Raw genomic sequence first — 22204 nt, forward strand, 5'->3', positions numbered from 1 at the left:
TTTCCTCGTATAACTATTGTTTAGCAATTTTAGCTAAGCTATGATAATTATCCGTCATCCAATCAAGATAGGTAGTTTTAACTGGAATGGTTTCTCGTACTTTTAAAACGGGAATTTTTTCCTTTTGTGCTAGACGCACAAAGTTATTTACTGTTGTACTAGACGTTTGTGAGTTAACTACAAAGAAAGCAATTTTGTGTTTCTTAATACCGGCAGTCATTTGCTGAATAGTTGCTGGACTAGGATCAGTATTATTTTGAATTGCTTTTTCAAAATCTTGATTTGCTATTTTAAAATTACCAGCTTGGAGTGCATAATCAAATACTGGTTCACTGACATAGACAGGCTGCGAATGATGTTGCTCAAGTTGATTAACATTTTGTTGAATATCTTTGATTTTAGCCAAGTATGCTTGCCCATTTTTACGATAATAACTTGCATGCGTAGGATCTTTCTTACTTAATCGCTGAACTAAATCATCGACATATTTTTTGGGCATCGCCAAATCAAACCAAATATGCGGATTAGCTCCTTTCTTTAATCCTAATAATTCTTCACCGACTAGAACCGGCTTTTTATCAACTGAAGAAGCTAGCTTATTCATCCAACTATCATATCCTAAACCGTTTGCGACTATTATATCTGCACTTGCCAATTTCTTAGCATCATTTGTTGTTGGTTCAAAGTCATGCGGATCGGAATTCGGATTTTTAATAATCGCTTCTGCCGTACCGTATTTGCCAACTACATTTTTGGCAATATCTGCATAAACATTAGTTGTTGTCACAATTGTCATTTTGGTATTTTTCTTTGGCGTTTGCGTACAAGCAGTCAAAGTTAATACTATAAGCCCTAGCAAAGTGGTTAAAGTAAATAATTTTTTAAATTTAAAATTCATTATTATTGTCGTTCCTTTTTATAATATTTTTAAATAACGCGACCAGCAAATCTAACAAAATTTAATAGCCACTTACTATTAATAACTATTATACACTAAAAATGCGCCACTATTTAAGTGACGCATTTTAAACATTGCTAACAAGCCAATTAATATTGTATTTCAGTAATTTGTCTCTTTATCATGATAAATTAAATTAAATTTTATAAAATAAAAAACGTACTTGATACCCCGTACGTTTCCAGTGTAAGTAAACATAATACAAATTTTTAACAACTATAATCCAATCATATGACTAAAGACTGGAACTAACAAATTATCAACTAAAGCAGTTGCAACAACAGCAACGGATGCCATCGCTCCTTGAACAGATCCCAGTTCTAAGGCAAAAGCCGAACCAACTGTGTGACCAGATGTTCCTAATCCTAAGCCTGCACCTAAAGGATCTTCATTGAGATTAAACCATCTCACTAGTTGCTTACCAAGGGCATAAATAACAACTGCATTGATAATGCAAGCCATTGCAGTTACTGAAGTATTACCACCAATTGCCTTAGTTAACGGCATTGCTACTGCAGTGGTAGCTGATTGGCTAAGCATTGACTTAATGCCTACATTATCAAGACCAACTGCTTTAGAAACAAGCGTAATTAATATCATCGAAATAAATGTACCAACAACTAAGCCAAGTAAAATTACTAGCCAGTTTTTCTTAACAACATCGTTACGTTTGTACAAAGGGACAGCGAAAGCAATTGTTGCTGGGGTAATAAACCAAAAAATGATATCTCCACCGGGTTTATAGGCTTGAGTATAAACTATTGCTGTAGTTGTATTGAAGAATTTTGCTAGAACTACTAAAACAGCAATTCCTAAAATCATCCCCACAAATAGAGGCTGGAAAAGAAAGAAGCCGTTAGACTTTTTGAATAGCCATTGACCAATCAAGAAAACAATCAATGATAGGAAAACTCCAAATAACGGATTAGTTATAAATTTCATTACTTAACATCTCCTATTTTCTTTTTATGCTGTATATTTACCTGGCTCTCGGTTATTTTATTAATAAGCCAACTAAAAAATCTGGTTGTATATGCAATAACCACTAACAAAATAATTGTAGCTGCTACAATTACAATTATTAACTGTATTCCTTGTGCTTTCATAATTTTTAAGTTAGCCGCTAATGAAATTCCTGATGGAACAAACATAAAACCAATTAAAGAAATTAGGACACTGCCAAAAGAGTCAACCCATTCTATCTTAATCACTTTAGTAGTTAATAACACATAAAGTAGAATCAATCCAATCACTGGTGTTGGTACCGGAAATGACCTCGGCATCAAATCTGAAATCATTTGTGACACAAATAAGATTGCGGCATAAATAAACATCTGAACCAAAATTGGTGCTGACTTCACTTTCTTTTCTTCCATAAAAACTATTCCCTTTCTCTCACAACTTGCTTTCAAGTAATACCATAAGCTAAATAGAGAAAATTGTATCTGGTTATTGGATGAACTGCAAAAAATAAACCACGAATTACCTAAAAGCGATTTCACAAGGTGCTTAAGGTGAATTTTATGTCCTTACATGTCTAACCTTCTTTTTAATTCTTTTCGATAAGATCGACCTACTTGAATTTTGACACCATTATTCATCAAAAGTAATAAGGTATGATTAAACCACGGCTGAATTTCTTTAATATCTCCGATATTTACGATAGCGTTACGATGAACTTGGACAAATGTTACATCAGTTAAATGCTGCTTTAGCCAGGCCAAAGTTTTCCTTGTTTCAAACTTTTGTTTGACAGTGGTAATCGTTAATACTCCGTTATTAACTGTAGCAGCAACTATATTTGCTTTTTTAATTACCACATTTCGATCATCAAGTTCAACAATCAGAACTTCACTTTCAGTACTTGATGTCTTCTGAAATTTAGTTGTTAAATTTGCAGTAGCTTTTTTTAAAGCACGGTCAATTCTCTTTTGCTCAAATGGCTTGAGTATGTAGTCAAACGCCCCTATATCAAAAGCCTTAACCGCATAGTCATCATATGCAGTGGCAAAAATAATTAGTGGTGCGTGAGCTAACTGCTTCAATTCTTCTGCAAGTTCAAAGCCATTTTCATCATTTAATGAAATATCTAAAAACAATAAATCAATTGGATACTTTAGCAAAATTCCTTGAGCTTCTTTAATATCTTCTGCTTGATAAAGTGTTACTGGGGGATTTTTTAAACTCGGACTCTTTTTAATTAAATATAATAATTCCGTTCGTGCTAACGGTTCATCATCTACAACTAAAATTTTCAACTTAATCTCCTGCTATCTTCTCAATATTTTTACTTTGTTTCATTGGTATTTTCATGCTGAAAGTTGAACCAGCAGAACTAGTTACAATTTTAAGTTTGCTACTCGTTCCGTATAACCCTTGCAGTCGTCGATTTAAATTATAAAGTGCGGTCCCACTTCCACGTGATTCATCAATTACTTCTTGTCCTAAACGAGCAAGAACTTTTGAATCGATTCCATTTCCATTATCACTAACCTTGATTTCCAAAGATTGTCCCCTTTTTGTCAAACCAACCATAATTTTATTTCCGGTCTTTCTCCCCTTAAAAGCATGCCTAATGGCATTTTCAATAAAAATTTGTAAACAAAATGGTGGTAGCAAGGTATCAGCCGGTACTTTGATTTGATAATTAATTGAAAACTTATTAGGGAAGCGGAGTGTCTCAATTCCTGTATATGCTTCAACATATTTTTTTTCTTGTTCTAATGAAATTTCTTTTTTTTGACCATTTTTAAGACTGAGTCGAAAATAGGTACTTAATTGCATTAATGCTTCATGCGCTTTATCAACATTTACCCGCATCAATGCCCCAATGGTATTAATCGCATTAAATAAAAAGTGTGGGTTAATTTGGAGCTGAAGTGCTCTTATTTCAGCCTCCTTAACTAGGCTGGTCTGTTGTTCAGCAATTCCAATTGCCAATTGTCCAGAAAAAATCATCGCTAATCCCCGAACCAAATTTTCCTCAACAACCGTCATTTCCCGTCCTTCACGTAAGTAGAGCTTTAATGCTCCAATTGTTGCATCATTAACTCTTAATGGACAAACAATTGCTGAAGTCAGGGGGCAATTGTTGTGAGGGCAGCCAATGTCTTTTTTGGAATACGCCACCTTCTCCTTTCCAGTTGAAATTACATATTTAGACATATCAGTAAGCACTGGCTCTCCCGAAATATGGTGATCTTCTCCCATGCCAATATGAGCTAAAACATTTCTTTGATCGGTCAAGCCGACTGCATCAAAATGAGTATATTCTTTAATTATTTGACAAACGTGTTTAGCCGAATCAAGATCGAGTCCATTGCGAAAATAAGGTAGTGTCTTGTTAGTTAATTCCAAAACATCTTTAGTTTGAACCGCTCGTAATTGTCTTTCATTAGATAAATAAGTCTGCAAAATCTCAATAAACAAGTAAGAGCCAATTGAGTTAAGCAATATCATCGGAACAAAAATCAATTTAACCAATCCAAAACCACGAAATACGAAAATAAAGACCATCTGAATTAATTCAGCTAGCAATGCTAAAACTACTGTCCAGAGTGTAGACGGGTACAAATTGTTTTTTTTAACACGATCTCCCAAGAAACCAATTAAGAATCCAATTAAGATTGAACTAACAATATAAAAATAATCAGAAAAGCCACCAAAAATTACCCTATGTAAGCCACCCACTAATCCAACCAACATTCCAACATAAGGTCCACCGGTCAAACTAGCTGTAGTAATTACTAACATTCTTGTATTAGCAATCGAATCAGATTGAGACATTTTAGTAATAATAAGTGGTGTTACAATTTCTTTCGAATTCGAAATCTCTACCCCCGTCAAATTTGAAATAATTACAAAGATTGAAAAAATTATAAATAACCATATTTGCGATTTAAGCGTTCTTTTTTCAATTAGATTCCTAAAAAAACGCATATTTACAAGCATGAATGCCAGAACCATAATAAGACCTAATCGCTCTGACAATAAAATAAATAGATTAAACAAATTATGCTCACTTCTTTAACTTATGTTCGACGACTCCAATTTTAACTCTATTATGCCATAATACTAATTTTACAATATACAAAACATTTTTAATTGCTCATTTTAGGTTATAAACAGCAAATAAAAAAACTCAATCCAAATGATTGAGATTTTTTATTAAATATTATGTTGTTAATTATTATGATTGATATTCTTCTTCCACAATCCTAAAATCACACCAGCTACAATTGAACCTACAATAGTCGCTACAAAGTAAAGTAAAATATGGTTAGCTAGCGGCGATACCCATAAACCACCATGAGGTGCTGGCACACCAATCCGCCAAAAACCAACTAAAGCTCCACCTACTGCTGACCCAACAATACATGAAGGAATAACATGCTTAGCATCAGCTGCAGCAAACGGAATTGCTCCTTCAGTAATAAATGAGAAACCTAAAATCCAGTTAGTAATACCTGCACGACGTTCATCTTCAGTAAACTTATCCTTAAAGAAAGTAGTCCCGATAGCTGTCGCAAAAGCGGGTACCATTCCACCAACCATTACAGCAGCCATCATCACTGCTGCAACTGTTGAATGAGGATCATTAGCAAAAGCACCAGACGCAAATACATAAGCTGCTTTATTGAAAGGTCCACCCATATCGATTGACATCATCGCTGCTAAAATAGTTGTTAGTACTACTAAATTACCTGTCCCCATTTGATTTAGGAAATTAGTAATTGCAAAGTTAATTGAACTAAAAATTGGATTAACAATGTAGTACATGATAAGCGCAATCAATAACAAACCTAAAATTGGGTAAATTAGCATTGGCTTCATACCTTCTAGAGATTTAGGTAGCTTGGCAAATAGTTTCTTTAAGCCAACTACTAAATATCCAGCAATAAATCCGGAGGCAAGTCCACCCAAAAATCCAGCTGGTGATTTTGCATTAGTTACCACATTAGCCACATATGCTCCACCATATGCACCACTATAAACTGTTGCCATAAATCCACCAACAAATCCCGGCATTAAAGCAGGTAAGTCACCGATTGATTCAGCAATATAACCCGATAAAATAGGTACCATAAAGGCAAAGGCCATATTACCAGCATTATTCAAAAAGATGAAGGCTGGCGATTTTGGTCCACCAGCATAGTTTTCGATAATGAATGAAATAGCCATCAATATACCACCGCCAATGACAAATGGTAGCATATGAGAAACGCCGTTCATCAAGTTCTTATATACTGAACCCCAGAAGCTTTGCTTGGTGTTATCTTCTTCAGCTGATACTTGACCATCAGAATGATAAACGCTGGCTTTATCATTTAAAATATTATCAATCATTTCATCTGGTTTATTGATACCATCAACAACAGGACGATTAACTAAAGGCTTACCATCAAAGCGGGGCATATCAACTTTTTTATCAGAAGCAATCACTACACCCTTGGCACGACTGATTTCAGCTGCAGTTAACTTATCTTTAACTCCTTCAGAACCATTAGTCTCAATCCGTACCTCAACACCACGCTTTTTACCAGCTTTAATTAAAGCTTCTTGAGCCATGTATGTGTGCGCGATACCATTGATACATGCCGTAACACCAACGATTAAAGGCTGATCAGTATCACTAGCTGGTTTTTCATTTTCAGCTTTCTTAGCCGCATCGGTTTTTTCTTCCGCTTCTTCGAATAAAGCAATAACTTCTTCAGGTGTCTCGGCCTTCTTCAAAGCACTTACTAAATCTGGATTAATTAGTAAACTTGATAATTTGGCTAAAGCTTCAAGATGGGTATTGTCAGCGCCAGCAGGGGCAGCAATCATAAAGAAGAGGTAAACTGGTTGACCATCAAGCGAATTGTAGTCAATTCCTTGCTCACTTTTAGCAAAAAGTACGCGTGCCCTATTAATTGACTCATTACGAGCATGTGGCATTGCAATTCCGTCACCAATTCCAGTAGTTGATTCATTTTCTCGTGCCCAAATTGACGCAATAAAATCAGCTTCATTATTAACAATTCCAGTTTCAACTTCCAAATCAGCCATTTCTTGAATAGCATCTTCTTTGTTAGTCGCCTTCAGTGACATAATCACTGATTCTGGAGCTAAAATATCTCTTATTTTCATTTCAATCTTTCCTCATTACGAAATCTGTTCTACTTTAATTTGTGGTAAAACAGCATCAATTTGACTTTTAACTGCAATATCTTTAGTAAATGCTGTTGCTGCACCACAGGCCATTCCAATTCGAAAGCTTTCTGCTGGATCCCCTGTTTGTACATAGGTTCCAACAAAGCCAGCAATCATTGAATCGCCGGCACCAACAGAATTAATAGCGGTACCAACTGCTCCTTTAGCATGATAAAAATGATCATGAGTAATCAAATAGCCACCTTTACCAGCCATTGACACCATTACATTTTGTGCACCCATCTCAAGTAATTTATGAGCGCAAGTCAACATCTCTTCATCAGAATTAAAACTAGTGTTAAACAAATCGGCTAATTCATGATGATTAGGTTTAATGACCAATGGCTTATATTCTAAAGTATCTAAAAGAGCTGCTCCAGTTGTATCAACAACAAATTCTGCTCCGGCTGCTTTAATTGTTGGCAGTAACTGTTTATAAAAATCTACAGGTAAGCCTGGTGCTAATGATCCACTTAAAACTACAATATCACCTTGTTTTAAATCGCTTAAGCGATCTTTAAAAGCCGTAATTTCTTGTGCAGTAATCTTAGGACCAGCAGCATTAATTTCAGTTTCTTGTTCAGCATGAATTTTTACATTAACGCGAGTAACATCAGAAATTGTCACAAAGTCATTAACAATACGGCGTTGATTTAATTGTTGCACTAGTTCTTTACCAGTAAAGCCACCGACAAAACCCCAAGCTGTATTATCAATTTTCAGTTGATTTAGGATTTGGGAAACATTAATCCCTTTACCTCCCGCTAAAAATGAACAGTTATTGCTTCGATTGACCTCACCACCGTTTACCTTTTCTAATTGAATCACATAATCAAGTGCTGGATTAACAGTGACTGTATAAATCATTAATTGGCCTCCCTTAAATTAATCTTAGTAGGTAATAAACCTTTTTGTTGTGCTTGAAGCACATTTGTAATCACAGTAACATCCTTTACATTACCAAAAATTGCAAAACTACGCTCACCAATTTTAGACGAATCAGCTAGAACATAAGTACAATCTGAACGTAATTGCGCTCTTTTTTTGATATTCGCTTCATCAGGATCTGGTGTAGTTAAACCACCAGCATGGTCTATACCGTTGGTACCGATAAAACTTGCTGCAAAATTCATATTTTCTAGCTGTTCAAGTGCCGCTTGTCCAACCACAGCATGGGTATCATCTTTAATTCTGCCTCCCAAAAGTATGGTCTTAATATTATGAGTAAGAGCACTCAAAGCCGTTTCTAAACCATTAGTAATCAGCGTAATTTGACCAACTTCAGCCAAGAAAGGAACCATTTCATAGGCAGTTGTCCCCGCATCTAGAAAAATATAGTCTCCTTCATGCACATAATGGGTAACTGCGTAATGAGCAATGCTAATCTTTTGTTCGTGATTCATTGTGAAGCGAATATGTTGCGAAACGTCATGAGCAAAATTATTAATGGATTGCGCCCCACCATGAACGCGCTTAATTCGCCCTTCATGCTCCATTTGAATTAGATCACGGCGAATTGTAGATTCTGATGTTGCAGTCATTTTACACAAATCACTGACATGACACAGTTCATATTGATTAACGTAGTTTTCAATTAATTTTTGTCGCTCCTGCGTTAGCATCCGCTTCACCTCTCTGGTTATTTTAGGCGGTTCAACCATTAAAAGCAATCATTTTCGCTCAAAATAATTCATTTTTATGCAAAATGAGTCTAAAATCCTCTTTTGGTAGTTGTGGTAGAATAAATATAACTTTTTAAGAAAGGTAAGTCCCAGTTATTATGGCAGTCAATGATATGCAACATCATTTATCAGCAAAGCATCATATGAAAATCCATTGGAAAGATTTTTATAAAAGCGCTGATGATACACTAATCAAAGATATTACTCTAGTTGAAAAAAGTTCGTTAGTTGGCAGAATTGGGGGGATGCTTTTAGAATGTGGTACAGGAGCCTGGCGCGTTCGTGACTCAATGAATTCAATTGCACGCGCATTAGACATTACCTGCTCGGCTGATATTGGATTAGTGACAATTGAATATACTTGTTTTGATACTGATAACCTATCTTATTCACAAACATTGGCACTAGCTTCAACCAATGTCAATATGAACAAACTAAACGCACTTGAAGATTTTGTTAGACGGTTCGAGCGGGACAATGATTACTTAACTATTGGTGAAGTTGATTATAATCTTAAAAAAATTGAGCAGCATACACGTAGCTACCCCCTGTATATTGCAGCTTTAAGTGCTGGCATAGCCTGTGCTAGCTTCATTTTCTTACTTGGTGGTGGACTACCAGAAATGAGCTGTACTTTTCTAGGGGCACTAATTGGTAACTATATTCGAGGCTTAATGGGTGAACATCATATCACCTTAGTAGCCAAAATTGCTACCGGGGTAGCCATTTCTTGTGCAGTTTATTTTATTTGCTTTAAGTTAGGACAGAAAATTTGGCTTTGGGATGCCAGTCACTCCTATGGCTATATTGGATCCATGTTGTATGTTATTCCGGGCTTTCCCTTTATTACTTCTGGATTAGACCTCTCTAAACTTGATATGCGCTCAGGATTAGAAAGGATGGCTTATGCTATCTTGGTCATTATGATTGCTACAATGGCTGGTTGGGGAATGGCCACGCTACTCAATTTAGCACCAGGTACAATGCCTAAACTTAATTTAACACCATTTTTATTAACTATTTTCCGTCTACTTGCCAGTTTTTGTGGCGTATTTGGCTTCTCAGTAATGTTTAATTCTAAACCTTCGATGGCGCTAGTTGCCGCTTTAATCGGGGCAATCGCTAACACATTAAGGTTAAGCTTAGTTGAATTTAACCATATACCAGCCGCAATGGCTGCTTTTATTGGTTCCCTTTTAGCCGGCTTACTTGCCAGTTTTGTACGTGACAAGGTTGGTTTTCCTAGAATTGCAATTACTGTACCTGCAATTGTAATTATGGTTCCAGGCCTATACATGTATCAAGCAGTCTTTAATTTTGGGATAACTAATATTAATATCGGGGCTTATTGGATTATGAATGCTTTAATGATTATCATTGCCCTACCAATTGGTCTATTAATTGCTCGAATTTTGACTGATGCCAAGTGGCGCCATGCAGATTGATTTTTGCTATTCAGAAAAGCCACTTTATTAAGTAGCCCCGTAGACAAACTGGGCAAAACCAAATTAAGACCTAAAGTATTACTGTCCATTCTCTCAGTAATTAAAAAAGCCAGCATTTTAAATGCTGGCTTTTTATTATTTACTCTTTCCTAAAACAAATTAATATGCTTAAGTTCCAAATCACTGCTTAAATTAATTTTTAAACAAAGTCACACAATTTTTTTGGCGCTTGCTTTTTCAAATTCAAAAATTTAGCTTTCATAATAAAATTTTAAATAGATTAATTCAAAGGTAGAATCAGTTCAAACTAGTAGTATCTCTGTCAAACCTTTTTTATTTTCCATCAATGAAAGATATTTAATTCCTTTTGATATGATAACCTACTTAATAAGACCCATCCTTTATCACAAACAAATAAGTATGAATATTACTTTTAAAATTAATTACATCAAAAAGTTCTGATAAGAAAATATTTTGATAGCGTCTCTGATAGCCCTAAATGTCAGCGTTATATACCCTACTAGTAATTAGCTAATTTATTTTAGAAATAATAAAAACAGTATTATTTAATAGTAAATACAAGATTAATCTATAGCAAGTATAAATGTTTAAAAATAATACATACTTAATTATAATTAATTAGTTTTTTTAAAAATACACTTATCTCTTTGTACAAACATTGTAAGTGATTAAATTTTATTTGCTTAATATTTTGTAAGCGGTTATAATGATTAATGTAAAAGAATAGGGATAGTTACAGGTAAAGCTGGCGTGGCCTACTAAATCAATCGGTTTAGTGGGCCTTTTTGTTTATCTACGGAGGAAATAACTGTGACAAAAGGAGTTTGAAATGATTATCAAGAAAAAATTGAATAACAATGCTGTTATTGCCTTTGGTCAAGACGGTATTGATCAAATTTTGACTGGTAAGGGTATTGGCTTTATGAAAAATAGAGGAGATAAAGTTGATCAGGAAAGATTAGAAAAAAGGTATAAATTAAGTACTGCTGAGCGGCAAAATAAATTAATTAGTATTGTTGGCACAATTCCTCTACAGTACTTAGACTTTACTGATCGTATTGTAAAAAAGTTATCAATTAAATTAAATGAAACATTTGACGACAATATTTATATTGCTTTGACTGATCATATCTATTTTACCGTTTCCAGATATCGGAACCACGAGAGTGTCAACACATCCCTTTTATGGGAAGTAAAGGACATTTATCCAAAAATATATCAACAGTCTTTAAAAATTTTACAGGAAATAAACAAAGAATTTAACGTTGATTTAACAGTAGATGAAGCAAGACTGCTGACCTTTCATATTGCAGACAATTTAAAAACTAATGAACAAAATTTTGATGTTGGGGATTCGATTAAAATGGTCACCGATATGCTTAATATTGTTAAATATTATTTCAATATTGAATATGACAAAAATTCTTTAGAATATACACGTTTCATTATTCATTTGAAATTTTTAACTAAACGTATCTTAGGCAAAGAAAAACAAACCTCAGAAGCAGTTTTTTTCTACTCTGAATTACCGCAAAAAATGCCAGAAGCTTTTAAATGTATGCAAAAAATCAAAGAATACATCTTAAAAACGCAAAATTTTGATCTCTCAATTGGTGAACAATCATATTTAACTATTCATATTCAACGAATTATTTTAAATCATAAGTAACAGAAAAGAGGAAAAAATGAATAATCAAGAAATTGCTCAACAAGTTTTAAAAAATTTGGGTGGTGAAAACAATGTCATCACTTGTACACACTGTGCAACTAGACTACGTTTTACCTTAAAAGACATACAGAAAGCTCAGACCGCAACAATTGAGAAATTACCTAGTGTAATTTCAGTTGTTAAAGCAGCTGGACAATACCAAATTGTCTTCGGACCTAAAGTAATTGACATTTATAATGCAATGAGCGACATTTTGCATATGAATAAGCAGTCAGAGGAAACTAAACCACAGCACAAAAATATTTTTGATGCTCTAATTGATTTAGTTTCAAGTATCTTTACTCCTATTTTGTATGTTTTAATTGGCTCTGGAATTATCAAGGGATTACTGTCCATTTTTACTTCATTAAAGTGGATGAGTGCAACCTCTGGCACCTACGAAATATTCAACGCTGCTGGTGATAGTTTGTATTACTTTTTACCAATGATATTAGCTATTACCTGTGCACAAAAATTTAAAACTAATCTTTTTGTATCAATTACAATTGGAGGAGCGTTAGTTTATCCTAATATTGCTGCCTTATACGGTAAAACTATTCAATTTATGCATCTTCCAATTGAAATTGCAACATTTAAAAGTAGTGTTTTCCCAATTATTTTTGCCATTTTCACCTTATCTTATTTAGAAAAAGTGTTAAAAAAGGTTATTCCAACATCAGTCGAAAGTATTTTTGAGCCATTAATATCTTTACTTATTTTAGTGCCTCTAACAATTATTGTTTTTGGACCAATTGGCTCTGCTTTAGCCGATGGGATTGCTAGTTTTTATATGTATTTATATGGTTTAAGCAAAGTAGTTGCAGGCGGGTTCATTGGTTTCTTTGCCCAAGCAATGGTAGTTTTTGGTATTCACTGGGGGCTTTTCCCAATTATTTTTTCAAATATTCAAAAATATGGTTTTGATACTATCTTAGCAGTCTTTGGGCCAAGTATTATTTCTCAATCTGGAGCGGCATTGGGGATTTTCTTGAGAACTAAAGATTCTAATATGAAAAAAATTGCTTCATCAGCCACTTTAATGGGTTTCTTTGGTATTTCTGAGCCTGCAATTTATGGCGTTACTGTAAAATATAAGCGTGCCTTTTTAATGGCAATGATTGGCGGTGGTATTGGCGGTGCAATTGCTGGTGCAGCAGGTTCTAGAGCAACCGCAGTTGCTGTTGCTAGTGTCCCTAGTTTTCCTGTTTATTTTGGTCATGGCTTTGCCCAGTTTGTTATCGGATATTTTATGGCATTCGCTATTGCTGCAATTTTGACTTACTTCTTTGGCTATGATTCTAGCATTGATAATAATAAACAAGTAATCGCTGATACATTAGACAGTCAGCCTGCTGCTTATAGCAGTAATTCTAATCAACAACAAGAATCATGGGCTAAACAGGAATTAGTAGCCCCGGTTGATGGCAAAACAATTCCATTAGCAGATGTCGATGATGAAGTCTTTTCCTCTGAATCACTCGGCAAAGGTGCTGCCTTTTTGCCTATATTAACCACTCAAAAAGTTATTGCCCCCATTGCTGGTGTAGTAACAGCTACTTATCCATCTATGCATGCGTATGGTATAACTTGTTCAGATGGTCGCCAATATTTAATCCATATTGGTATTAATACTGTAGATTTAAATGGTAAGTATTTCACAAATGGAATTGTAAAAGATACAAAAGTTAAACAAGGCGATGAGCTGTGTACTGTTGACTTTGCCAGTATCTCTGCAGCAGGTTACGATTCTTGTGTTATTATAACTTTGTTGAATTCAACTGCTAAAACTAAAGTTTTACTTAATGCTGACAGTTCATGTAAAATAGGTCAATCTGCTTTAACTTTTAGTGAAAACTAATTAGGTGATTAAAATGATTATTAAAAATTCAGCTTATGGCGAAAATTATGGTTTACTTGATCCAGTTGTTCTAAAACGAACAAAAAAAAAGAAGCCATTTTCTGATAGAAAAGCAGAAAAAAATATTAACTTTGCAAAGATTGATTTTGCTGCAATTAGACAGGGAATGGGATCACCAAATCAAGATCTTACTAAAACAAGAGTTATTGTCAAAAGTATTCTAATTAAATGCAAAAAACGTTATATTCCTGCTTTGGTTTGTCATCCAGCCAAAACTAAAATCACTAAAAATGCTTGTCTCTATTTACATGGTGGCGGATTTATTGGTGGTAGCAGTACAATGATGCTTAACCAGTGCAAATTAATTGCTGAAAGGGCTGATTGTACTATGATTTCTCTAGATTACCGCTTAGCTCCAGAAGCGCCATTTCCTAACGCTCTTGAGGATACATTAGAAGCGCTTACGTGGACTATTAATCACCAAAAAGCTTTAGGCTTTGCTAATTCAAAAGTATTTGTTGCTGGTGACAGTGCAGGAGGAAACTTAGCAGTTGAATGTGGTTTATTGGATAAGGGCCATCGTATTAAGCAAATTATTTCAATTTATGGCGCTTTAGACTTACAAGAACCAGCTATGACCAGTTATCACTGGAACTATGCCAACTACGAAATGGATAAACATCAACAGGACTATATCCATACTAGAATAAATAAAATTATGTATATTAATAATTTGATGCGTCCACTCTATGCTAGAAGTCAACCTGTTACCAATCCATTGATTAGTCCAGTTTATGCAACTGACTTTACCAATATGCCGGTTGTAACTTTAATCGAAGCAGAATTTGATTATTTTTTGCCAAGTAATCATTTTTTTGCTAATTTACTTAACCAAAATAGTATAAAAGTTCAAGAGATTCTATATAAAGGGCTAGATCATGGGTTCTTTGATCGTTTAGGCTATCTTAAACAAACAGAACAAGTTTGTGATGATCTCGCTAACATTATTAAAAATTAATTCAAATAAAAACTGCTAAACCAGCATAAGTACCTTACTCAATGGTTTAACAGTTTTTTTAATTATTAAAATTACTTATTAACTATACTTTGAATAGCATTTCGCCCAGAGAAAACACAGTATCCAGCATGGGTTCCCGGCACGTTAACACCGTATGTATCGCCATAGAGAACTGCGGAACCATCACCACCAATTGCATATAAGCCTCTAATTAATCGTCCTTCAGTGTCTAAAACCTGATTATTGACATTAACCCGCAAACCATCACCTGTAGTATAGGCTCCAACACCTAATTCAATTGCATAAAATGGACCATTGCCATCAACAGGTAATAGATATTTAGCAGGTTTATGGAAATCCGTATCTTCGCCGTTTGCTGCCATTTCATTGTAATGTTTTACGTATGAAACCAGATTTGGTGTATCGATTTCTTCTGCTAATTCCTCAAGGGTATTAGCTTTGTGTAAGTACTCACGACCATCTTTTTCAGCCTGCTCTATATCATCACGCAAGGTTGGATAACGATCTTCCGGTACAAAAGGCTTCATTGATCTTGGATATGATTTGTCTGTAAAGTCATCTAAGATCTTTTGACTAAAAATACAAAAAATTCGATCTTGGCGATTCATAGCATTGCCTTCATTAGCCCAATTAACAACCGCTGCGCTTTCATCAACAAAGCGTTCGCCCATTTCATTAACCCAACATTGCGGTTGATCACATACAGAACTCCAAATCGCTGTCCCCCACAACTTATAAGCAGGAATGGTCGGGTCTTTTAATTGTCCCCCGAACATCATTGCCATTCCAGTAAAGAATTTCTTGGCACCCAAATTCCATGCTAAGCGCAGACCATCACCGGTATTTTTGCCAGAATTAACAGGAATAATATTTTGCGGATTTTGATGAGCAGTGCTGGCTAGTAATTCTTGATCGTTCAAATAACCCCCAGTTGCCAAAACTATATTCTTAGCTTTAACAACTCGCTCTTTTTCATCAATCATTTGAAGTAAAGTTACTTCATAAGAATTATCAGTTTCTTGCTTTAAATCGATTACCCGCGTTTGCGTAACCAGCTTCACACCTTTTTCTTTGGCATATGGCTCCAAGCCATTATGAATTGCGTCATGGCCTTTACCTTCAAACAAATGCCATGTTTTAGCACCATCACCGAGTCCGGCAACCATCGTAATTTTAGCGCCTCGCTCTTCAAGCCAAGAAACATTCGTACCCGCTTGATCAATGTACTTTTGCCACATTCTGCCATCGGCACGATAATGAGAATAATTTAATTCTTCTTGTAAAAGCTCTTTTTTGTCAATAACCGCATCTTCTTGCTTTTGTATTACTGAATCAGCAGCAAACACCCCTTCAACATAATTACCTGTACCACCTGTCGTTTTTCCTTTTTCAACAAGTAAAGTTTTTAAGCCTTGATCACCAGCTTCGGCTGCTGCGGCAAACCCAGCAAGACCAGCACCAACAATTACTACATCATAATCTTCCATTCTTTAGACCTCATTGCTTTAGTAAAGAACATGGTCAATTCAGTTAATCCATGCTCTTTAAATTTAATTACTTTCTTTAGCAGTTTCTGCTGCATCAATTCCTGCTAAACGACCAGAAATGTAAGCAAAACCTAGAGTACCACCTTCAAAATCAACATAAGCTTTGCCATACATCCCGGATGCATCAGCACCAGCAATATATAAATTGGCAACTGGTTCGCCGTCAGGCTTCAATGCGCGCATCTTTTCATCAATTGTGGCACCGCCTAGAGTCCCAAGATTACGGGCAATAAACTTAACAGCATAAAATGGGCCCTGTTCAACTGGAATCATGCGCTTAGTGTCAGAGAAGAATAACTCATCTTCCCCCTTCTTCTTAGCTTCATTGTACTGGTCAACTGATTTTTGCAAATTGATTGCGTCAACTCCCATCTGCTCAGCCAATTCAGGAATGGTCTGACCAATAAAGACAACATTCGTTGATGATAATTGTTTCAAAAGAGTCGTAAAATCAGTCTTTTCATGCTCACGCTTAATACTTTCATCAGTATCCGTTGGGAAGTTAAATTCCATGTAAAATTCGCGCTTGTTCTTCCATTTGCCATAGTGATCTTCAATTGCGACCGTGCCGCCTTCCTTAATCTTATCAAGCATGGCCTGATCTAAAATAACAAATTCGGTTTGCTGCGGTTGTTCAGATAATTCCGCTCCGTGGACTGCAAAGTCTAAAGCATGGGTTTCACTAGCATAACGTTGACCGCGCTTATTGACCCGCAAATTAGGAAAATCGGCTAAAGCATTTAATGGCATCCAACTAGGACCAACTAGCTTAGCCATTGCTCCAATTTCCTTATTACTAAAAGTTTGCCAAAAATAATGAGTTGAACCATTGATATGACGGGCAGTGCCAGCTGACCAAGCCATATTTAAACCATCACCGGTATTTTGCAAAACCTGCCCTTGGGTACTAACATCACCTAGATATTCTTTACGCATTTCGGCATTACCACCAAAACCACCAGTTGCAATAATGACCTTTTTAGCATTGACTTGTAATTCCTGCTTATCACTTTGTGCAATTAAACCAATAACTTGTCCTTGATCATTTTGCAATAACTTCTGCCCGGCAAAGCCAAAGTACATTTGTCCACCGAGAGATTTAAACTTTTCAATCAGTTTGGTAACGGCTTTTGTACCACCTTCTTGATAACCATGCAAAGTTGCCGGCATCCCAATATGATCGAAACTGCCACCTGTTCCGGCATCAACCAACTTCATAATTGCGCCATTTTCATTGAGCCAGTCAACCGTTTTTCCAGATTCATCAATAATCCGGCGTACTAAAATTGAATTCATATAGCCTTGAGAAGCATCCATATACTCATCATAAAGCCACTTTTTAGAAACGACTTGGTCTTGATCTTTTTGTTGCTGACTATCACCGGCAAACATCCCACCAGCAAAGGTACTAGCACCAAGGGGGGAAATGGTTTTTTCTAATAATGCAACACTTGCGCCATGCTGTATGGCAGCAAGTGCTGCAGCTACACCGGCTCCACCTGCACCCACAACTGCAATATCAACCGTAATTTCCCTTTTAGTAGTTGTACTAGTTTGAGCACTATTTTCTTTTAAAGCAGCAAAATCAACTTCAGCTTTAGTCAAAGCACTTTTGACACCTTCAATAATCCCGCGCGAAGTTTCAGATGCCCCTGAGACTACATCCACATCAATTGACTGCTGATCAACAATCTTTTGCGCCATCTTCTGAAAAGCATTATCTGCTAAACTATCTGGAGCATATCGATCAAGTGAGTTTACCCTAATAATTTGGTCACTACCCACCTCAACTTCAAGGTTGATTTGACTCTCTTTTCCTTGTCCTGAACCGGTATATTTACCTGGCTTATCTGTAATTTTTTTGGCCATTTTAAAAATCCTCTTAATTTAAATTAGTTACTATTTACGCCGCCGTGCATCATTTGCGTCTGGCAAAATAGCAATGAAAATAGCAGTTAACATCAAAACAATACCTTGAATAATAAAGGTCAACATATAGTTGCGCCCAGCAACCAAAGAAATAATAACTGGAATACAGTATGAGAAAAGTAATGATACAGTGCCAATTAATCCACCAGCAGAACCCGCATACTTCGGTCCAATTTCTGGAAAAGTAATCGGCATTGCTTGCATCAATGGGCCAGTCATTGCGCCAAATAAACCACCTAGAACCAAACTAATAATTAGAGGTAAGCCTAATGGAATAAACCATGTGATAGCAATTAACATCCCAGCTAAAAGTGTCACTAAAATCATCAACGGCTTTGCCTTTCTTGCTTTACCAATAATTGCAGGACCAAAAAGAGAACCACATAGACTACCAATAGTTGCAATTGCAGCAATTGTATTGCCTTGAACAGAAGATAAACCTCTGGCAGCAAAAGCTGGTGGCATAATACTTGAAAATGCTTCGCTCGCACCCATTCCAACACCGACACTAATTGCAACAATCCATGTCTTCTTACTACGAGCTGCAGCCTTGAAAAATTCCATTGATGATTCAGTATGATCTTGCTTTACTGCTTCAGGGGGAAGTTTTTCACCTGCAGGCATATCTTTCATAAAAAATAACCAGCAAATTGCCAATACAAGTAGCAAAATCGATGAAAACATATAAGCTGATTGTACACTCGGAAATCTTGGACTAGTAATCCGAGATAAGATGATGCCAACACTAGCAGACGCAAAAAATATTCCCATTGCAATGTTTGTATCTTGTTTAAACCACATGCCAAAAATTTTTAAAGTATTGGCATTTAATAACGCCATATAGACACCAAACAGTAGTAACATCAGCATCATAGTCATAAAGTTATGAGCAATTAAGCGACCAAATGCACCGATAACTGAAATAATCAAACCAATTGAAACAATTTTTTTAGCACCAAACTTATCAGCTAAAGTACCTGCTGGAATACTCAAAAAAACCGCAATCAACATTGGTGCCATAACTAGGCTTTGAAATTGAGCAGTCGAAATATGAAGCATTGGCATAATTTGAATAGCTAAAGCTGAGATTTGAAATTGAATATAATTACTCGTTAAATCTAGTAAGGCGACAATGGTCAAAATTACCCAGCGATAATTTGAAAGCTTGGGCATTTGTCTTTCATCCATCATTTTTAAAACTCCTTTTTAAATTAAACTAATTTTCTGCTGCGAATTGACCGGCTAACCTACCGAAAGTTTGTGCATGGCTGCAAGTCAGGCCCGGAACACGGTCTGGATATGAGCCCCAGAAGAAACCACCACTAGCATTACCTGCTGCATATAAGTGCGGAATTGGGTTACCATCTTTATCAATCACTTCCATCTTAGAATTGATTCGTAAGCCATCAAGCGTCGCTAAAAGTCGTCCCCCCATTATGACGCCATAATATGGACCATGTTCAACTGGGTATAATCTGAATTTTTCTTTGCCAAAATCAGTATCTTTACCTTGCTTACACATCTGGTTATACCGTTTAACTGTTTCAACCAACTTATCTTTTGGTAAAGCTAATTTTTCAGCCAGTTCTTCAATCGTGTCAGCTTTTTGTACCATTCCATCATCAAGGCGGCGTTGAATTTCGGCCTTATTTTCTTCAGTATTATAAATTCCTGGCCAACCTAAGCGAGAACAGCCTTGCGTATCAAACTGCGCTAAATGATCCATAATTTCTTCAGACCAAATTTGTGCTTCAAGATAACCAGGTTGTTTTGACATGGCATTAATATCAAATTGATAAGGAACACTTTCATTACCGAAGCGTTCACCATTTAAATTAACCTTTAGTAAGGGATAGGCACCTAACCAAAAGTACCCCGGACCTTTAAAGTCAATTTTATAAAAATCTTCAGCCTTAGTTCCTACCGGCACCGCCCCGCGATCAAAAATAATTTCAGCGGGTTCTTCATCTCGCGCTGCGCCTACTTTTAGACCAGCAAGAATACCTGAGCCATCGTCACGTGGTCCATCAGAATAAACATTCTTCTTGTATCCAAGTGGATTCCATTTCTTCATTAAATCAATATTGCCACCATAACCGCCAGTACAAATAATAACGCCCTTAGTGGCTTGATATTGTGTTTTTTTACCACTAGCACGGTCACTAGTAATAACACCAGTTACTTTTCCTTGATCATTGGTTAAAATTTCTTCCATCTTGGTATTGTACTTAAGCGTCACACCTAATTGCTGCGCTTTATTGAGTACCCACTCACCATAGTGCGCCCAACCGTTATCTGGCGTAGCAATTGCTAGTTCAGTATTAAAAGCGGTATTAACGATAGTTTCATAATGAGCATCTTTTTGTGGTCTTAAAACACCACCATTTGGTTTCAAAATCTGATCTTCAAGCCAATTAGCTGTTTCATCAGCATGGTTAGCCCAAGTCCAAAGTAATCGTTCATCAACATTGTCTTGGAAAAAAAGTGTTAAAAAATTTAATAATTTAGCTTTATCAACCTTAATTCCTGCTCTTTTTTGCGCATTGCTATTAAGTGCTGCAAAAAAAGAACGAAAGAGAAATTGTGAACTTCCTTGCTTATCAATTAATAAAACCTTGGCCCCTTTTTCAGCCGCTGCACATGCTGCCATTGCTCCTGAATTACTCGCCCCGGCAACGATTACATCATAAGTATTCTCCATTTTTATCCCTCACTTTTAAAGTAATCTTTTAAGCACTTTTATCATACTATCAATTTAGTGAATCTTTGCACTAAATTAAGAATTTAAGATTACTAAATGGAATAATTACCAAAATGATAAAAAATAAGTAACAAAAAATGCTTGTATGACGCCTTTTTTATAGACCACAAGCATTTACTTAATATTTTTAATTTGTGCATTATTTATTTTTTTGCTTTAAATATTCTGTGATTGCTTTATTTAAAGTCGTAATCACTTCTTTTAAAACCGACTCATTAGTAAAAGACTTCATATAGGCAATGCCATATGGAGAAATATCATGATAATCAATTGGGACATAGCTGATATCAGTAGCTTGATAATCAGCAATAAAATTAGGCAAAATGCCATACCCCCAACCACCACGAACATAAATATTCATTGCCAAAAAATCTTGAACGAATTTAATATGATCCATTCCCATATGATTAATCAATTCATTTTGAAAATTGACTTGTACATTAAGTGAACTATTTGGATCGAGCAAAAACAAATCCTGTTTAGTCAAATCTGATAAAGAAATTGCTTTTTTTTGGGCCAAAGGTGAATCAGGGGGACAAGCTACTACTACCTGACCCTGAATTAAAGGTTCAAACTGAACGTCATCTACCACATTGACATCGTCACGTGCAATAGCGCATAAATCAACATGATGATTAAGCAGCTCGCCAATTGAATTATTTAAAACAAAAACAAACTGGATATTCAAATTACTCCCAGCCTCGCGTAACTTACGCAAAAAAAGGGGCAAAACACTTTGCTCTAATGGCGTATCACATACACCGATTCGCAAGAGGGTCTCTGGGTCATTTCTTTTACTTTGTAAATAGGCAACAGTATAATCCATATCATCTACCACATTACGTGCCACACGATAAAAATATTTACCCGCATCCGTAAGTGAAATGCGATGATGCCCCCGGTTAATCAAGGTTACGCCGATAGTATTTTCTAAGTCTTTAATATTCTTGGAAACTGCTGATTGAGAAAAGTTCATTCTCTCTGCTGCAATTGTAAAACTTGAATTATCTACAGCCTTGATAAAGCAGCGTAACTGAGTAAAATTCATTTTTATTCTCCGCCAT

Annotated in this window: 17 protein-coding genes; 4 read left to right on the forward strand and 13 right to left on the reverse strand. The window is 35.8% G+C overall.

The window, feature by feature from the left end; all coding sequences use genetic code 11:
- Positions 1–13: 13 nt before the first annotated feature.
- From F5ESL0237_RS06680 to F5ESL0237_RS06715, 8 genes are all read right to left on the reverse strand, one after another.
- Positions 14–901 carry a metal ABC transporter solute-binding protein, Zn/Mn family gene (locus F5ESL0237_RS06680; RefSeq protein ID WP_370448620.1) on the reverse strand — a complete coding sequence of 296 codons (888 nt, stop codon included), beginning with the start codon at positions 899–901 and terminating at the stop codon, positions 14–16.
- Between the two features lie 273 nt (positions 902–1174).
- Positions 1175–1900 (reverse strand): LrgB family protein, encoded by a 726-nt coding sequence (locus F5ESL0237_RS06685; RefSeq protein WP_122022244.1) that lies wholly within the window; start codon positions 1898–1900, stop codon positions 1175–1177.
- The gene (locus F5ESL0237_RS06690) at positions 1900–2334 is read right to left on the reverse strand and encodes a CidA/LrgA family protein (protein WP_122024968.1); all 435 of its coding nucleotides are present in this window, start codon (positions 2332–2334) and stop codon (positions 1900–1902) included. The genes F5ESL0237_RS06685 and F5ESL0237_RS06690 overlap by 1 nt, the downstream gene beginning before the upstream one ends.
- Positions 2335–2487: 153 nt before the next feature.
- Positions 2488–3216, reverse strand: a complete 729-nt coding sequence (locus tag F5ESL0237_RS06695; RefSeq protein ID WP_122024969.1) for a LytTR family transcriptional regulator DNA-binding domain-containing protein — start codon at positions 3214–3216, stop codon at positions 2488–2490.
- Between the two features lies 1 nt (position 3217).
- Entirely contained in the window at positions 3218–4924 is a 1707-nt protein-coding gene (locus F5ESL0237_RS06700; RefSeq protein WP_199688783.1) for a LytS/YhcK type 5TM receptor domain-containing protein, read from the reverse strand.
- A gap of 216 nt (positions 4925–5140) precedes the next feature.
- The gene (locus F5ESL0237_RS06705) at positions 5141–7087 is read right to left on the reverse strand and encodes a fructose-specific PTS transporter subunit EIIC (protein WP_122024971.1); all 1947 of its coding nucleotides are present in this window, start codon (positions 7085–7087) and stop codon (positions 5141–5143) included.
- A gap of 15 nt (positions 7088–7102) precedes the next feature.
- Positions 7103–8017, reverse strand: a complete 915-nt coding sequence (gene pfkB / locus F5ESL0237_RS06710) for a 1-phosphofructokinase (protein WP_122024972.1) — start codon at positions 8015–8017, stop codon at positions 7103–7105.
- Positions 8017–8772: a DeoR/GlpR family DNA-binding transcription regulator gene (locus F5ESL0237_RS06715; RefSeq protein ID WP_122024973.1), complete on the reverse strand. Its 756-nt coding sequence runs from the start codon at positions 8770–8772 to the stop codon at positions 8017–8019. Before F5ESL0237_RS06715 ends, pfkB begins: the two co-directional genes overlap by 1 nt.
- Positions 8773–8930: 158 nt before the next feature.
- On the opposite strand from F5ESL0237_RS06715, the gene F5ESL0237_RS06720 reads away from it, so the two are divergent.
- From F5ESL0237_RS06720 to F5ESL0237_RS06735, 4 genes are all read left to right on the forward strand, one after another.
- A complete protein-coding gene (locus F5ESL0237_RS06720) occupies positions 8931–10277 on the forward strand; it encodes a threonine/serine exporter ThrE family protein (protein ID WP_122022250.1) in 1347 nt (448 codons plus the stop codon).
- Between the two features lie 850 nt (positions 10278–11127).
- On the forward strand, positions 11128–11967 hold the full coding sequence (locus F5ESL0237_RS06725; protein ID WP_122024974.1) for a PRD domain-containing protein: 840 nt from the start codon (positions 11128–11130) through the stop codon (positions 11965–11967).
- Positions 11968–11983: 16 nt separating this feature from the next.
- Complete coding sequence (locus F5ESL0237_RS06730) at positions 11984–13864, forward strand: beta-glucoside-specific PTS transporter subunit IIABC (protein ID WP_122024975.1); 1881 nt, start codon at positions 11984–11986, stop codon at positions 13862–13864.
- A 13-nt stretch (positions 13865–13877) separates the two neighbouring features.
- Positions 13878–14882, forward strand: a complete 1005-nt coding sequence (locus F5ESL0237_RS06735; protein WP_122024976.1) for an alpha/beta hydrolase — start codon at positions 13878–13880, stop codon at positions 14880–14882.
- A 71-nt stretch (positions 14883–14953) separates the two neighbouring features.
- On the opposite strand, the gene F5ESL0237_RS06740 is transcribed toward F5ESL0237_RS06735, so the two are convergent.
- From F5ESL0237_RS06740 to F5ESL0237_RS06760, 5 genes are all read right to left on the reverse strand, one after another.
- On the reverse strand, positions 14954–16390 hold the full coding sequence (locus tag F5ESL0237_RS06740) for an FAD-dependent oxidoreductase (RefSeq protein WP_122024977.1): 1437 nt from the start codon (positions 16388–16390) through the stop codon (positions 14954–14956).
- Between the two features lie 63 nt (positions 16391–16453).
- Entirely contained in the window at positions 16454–18319 is a 1866-nt protein-coding gene (locus tag F5ESL0237_RS06745; RefSeq protein ID WP_122024978.1) for an FAD-dependent oxidoreductase, read from the reverse strand.
- Between the two features lie 30 nt (positions 18320–18349).
- Complete coding sequence (locus tag F5ESL0237_RS06750; RefSeq protein WP_122024979.1) at positions 18350–19570, reverse strand: nitrate/nitrite transporter; 1221 nt, start codon at positions 19568–19570, stop codon at positions 18350–18352.
- Between the two features lie 25 nt (positions 19571–19595).
- Positions 19596–21080 (reverse strand): FAD-dependent oxidoreductase, encoded by a 1485-nt coding sequence (locus tag F5ESL0237_RS06755; protein WP_122024980.1) that lies wholly within the window; start codon positions 21078–21080, stop codon positions 19596–19598.
- Positions 21081–21279: 199 nt separating this feature from the next.
- Complete coding sequence (locus F5ESL0237_RS06760) at positions 21280–22188, reverse strand: LysR family transcriptional regulator (RefSeq protein WP_122024981.1); 909 nt, start codon at positions 22186–22188, stop codon at positions 21280–21282.
- Between the last annotated feature and the right edge of the window lie 16 nt (positions 22189–22204).

Origin of the sequence: Lactobacillus sp. ESL0237 (assembly GCF_003692985.1) — a bacterium.
Classification (GTDB): Bacteria; Bacillota; Bacilli; order Lactobacillales; family Lactobacillaceae; genus Lactobacillus; species Lactobacillus bombicola.

Excerpts from the sequence above, each read along its gene's own strand:
- F5ESL0237_RS06730 (WP_122024975.1), top strand. The coding sequence starts at position 11,984 with ATGAATAATCAAGAAATTGCTCAACAAGTTTTAAAAAATTTGGGTGGT.
- F5ESL0237_RS06685 (WP_122022244.1), bottom strand. The coding sequence starts at position 1,900 with ATGAAATTTATAACTAATCCGTTATTTGGAGTTTTCCTATCATTGATT.
- pfkB (WP_122024972.1), bottom strand. The coding sequence starts at position 8,017 with ATGATTTATACAGTCACTGTTAATCCAGCACTTGATTATGTGATTCAA.
- F5ESL0237_RS06725 (WP_122024974.1), top strand. The coding sequence starts at position 11,128 with ATGATTATCAAGAAAAAATTGAATAACAATGCTGTTATTGCCTTTGGT.
- F5ESL0237_RS06720 (WP_122022250.1), top strand. The coding sequence starts at position 8,931 with ATGGCAGTCAATGATATGCAACATCATTTATCAGCAAAGCATCATATG.
- F5ESL0237_RS06750 (WP_122024979.1), bottom strand. The coding sequence starts at position 19,570 with ATGATGGATGAAAGACAAATGCCCAAGCTTTCAAATTATCGCTGGGTA.
- F5ESL0237_RS06715 (WP_122024973.1), bottom strand. The coding sequence starts at position 8,772 with ATGCTAACGCAGGAGCGACAAAAATTAATTGAAAACTACGTTAATCAA.
- F5ESL0237_RS06690 (WP_122024968.1), bottom strand. The coding sequence starts at position 2,334 with ATGGAAGAAAAGAAAGTGAAGTCAGCACCAATTTTGGTTCAGATGTTT.
- F5ESL0237_RS06760 (WP_122024981.1), bottom strand. The coding sequence starts at position 22,188 with ATGAATTTTACTCAGTTACGCTGCTTTATCAAGGCTGTAGATAATTCA.
- F5ESL0237_RS06735 (WP_122024976.1), top strand. The coding sequence starts at position 13,878 with ATGATTATTAAAAATTCAGCTTATGGCGAAAATTATGGTTTACTTGAT.
- F5ESL0237_RS06705 (WP_122024971.1), bottom strand. The coding sequence starts at position 7,087 with ATGAAAATAAGAGATATTTTAGCTCCAGAATCAGTGATTATGTCACTG.
- F5ESL0237_RS06755 (WP_122024980.1), bottom strand. The coding sequence starts at position 21,080 with ATGGAGAATACTTATGATGTAATCGTTGCCGGGGCGAGTAATTCAGGA.
- F5ESL0237_RS06700 (WP_199688783.1), bottom strand. The coding sequence starts at position 4,924 with ATGGTTCTGGCATTCATGCTTGTAAATATGCGTTTTTTTAGGAATCTA.
- F5ESL0237_RS06745 (WP_122024978.1), bottom strand. The coding sequence starts at position 18,319 with ATGGCCAAAAAAATTACAGATAAGCCAGGTAAATATACCGGTTCAGGA.
- F5ESL0237_RS06740 (WP_122024977.1), bottom strand. The coding sequence starts at position 16,390 with ATGGAAGATTATGATGTAGTAATTGTTGGTGCTGGTCTTGCTGGGTTT.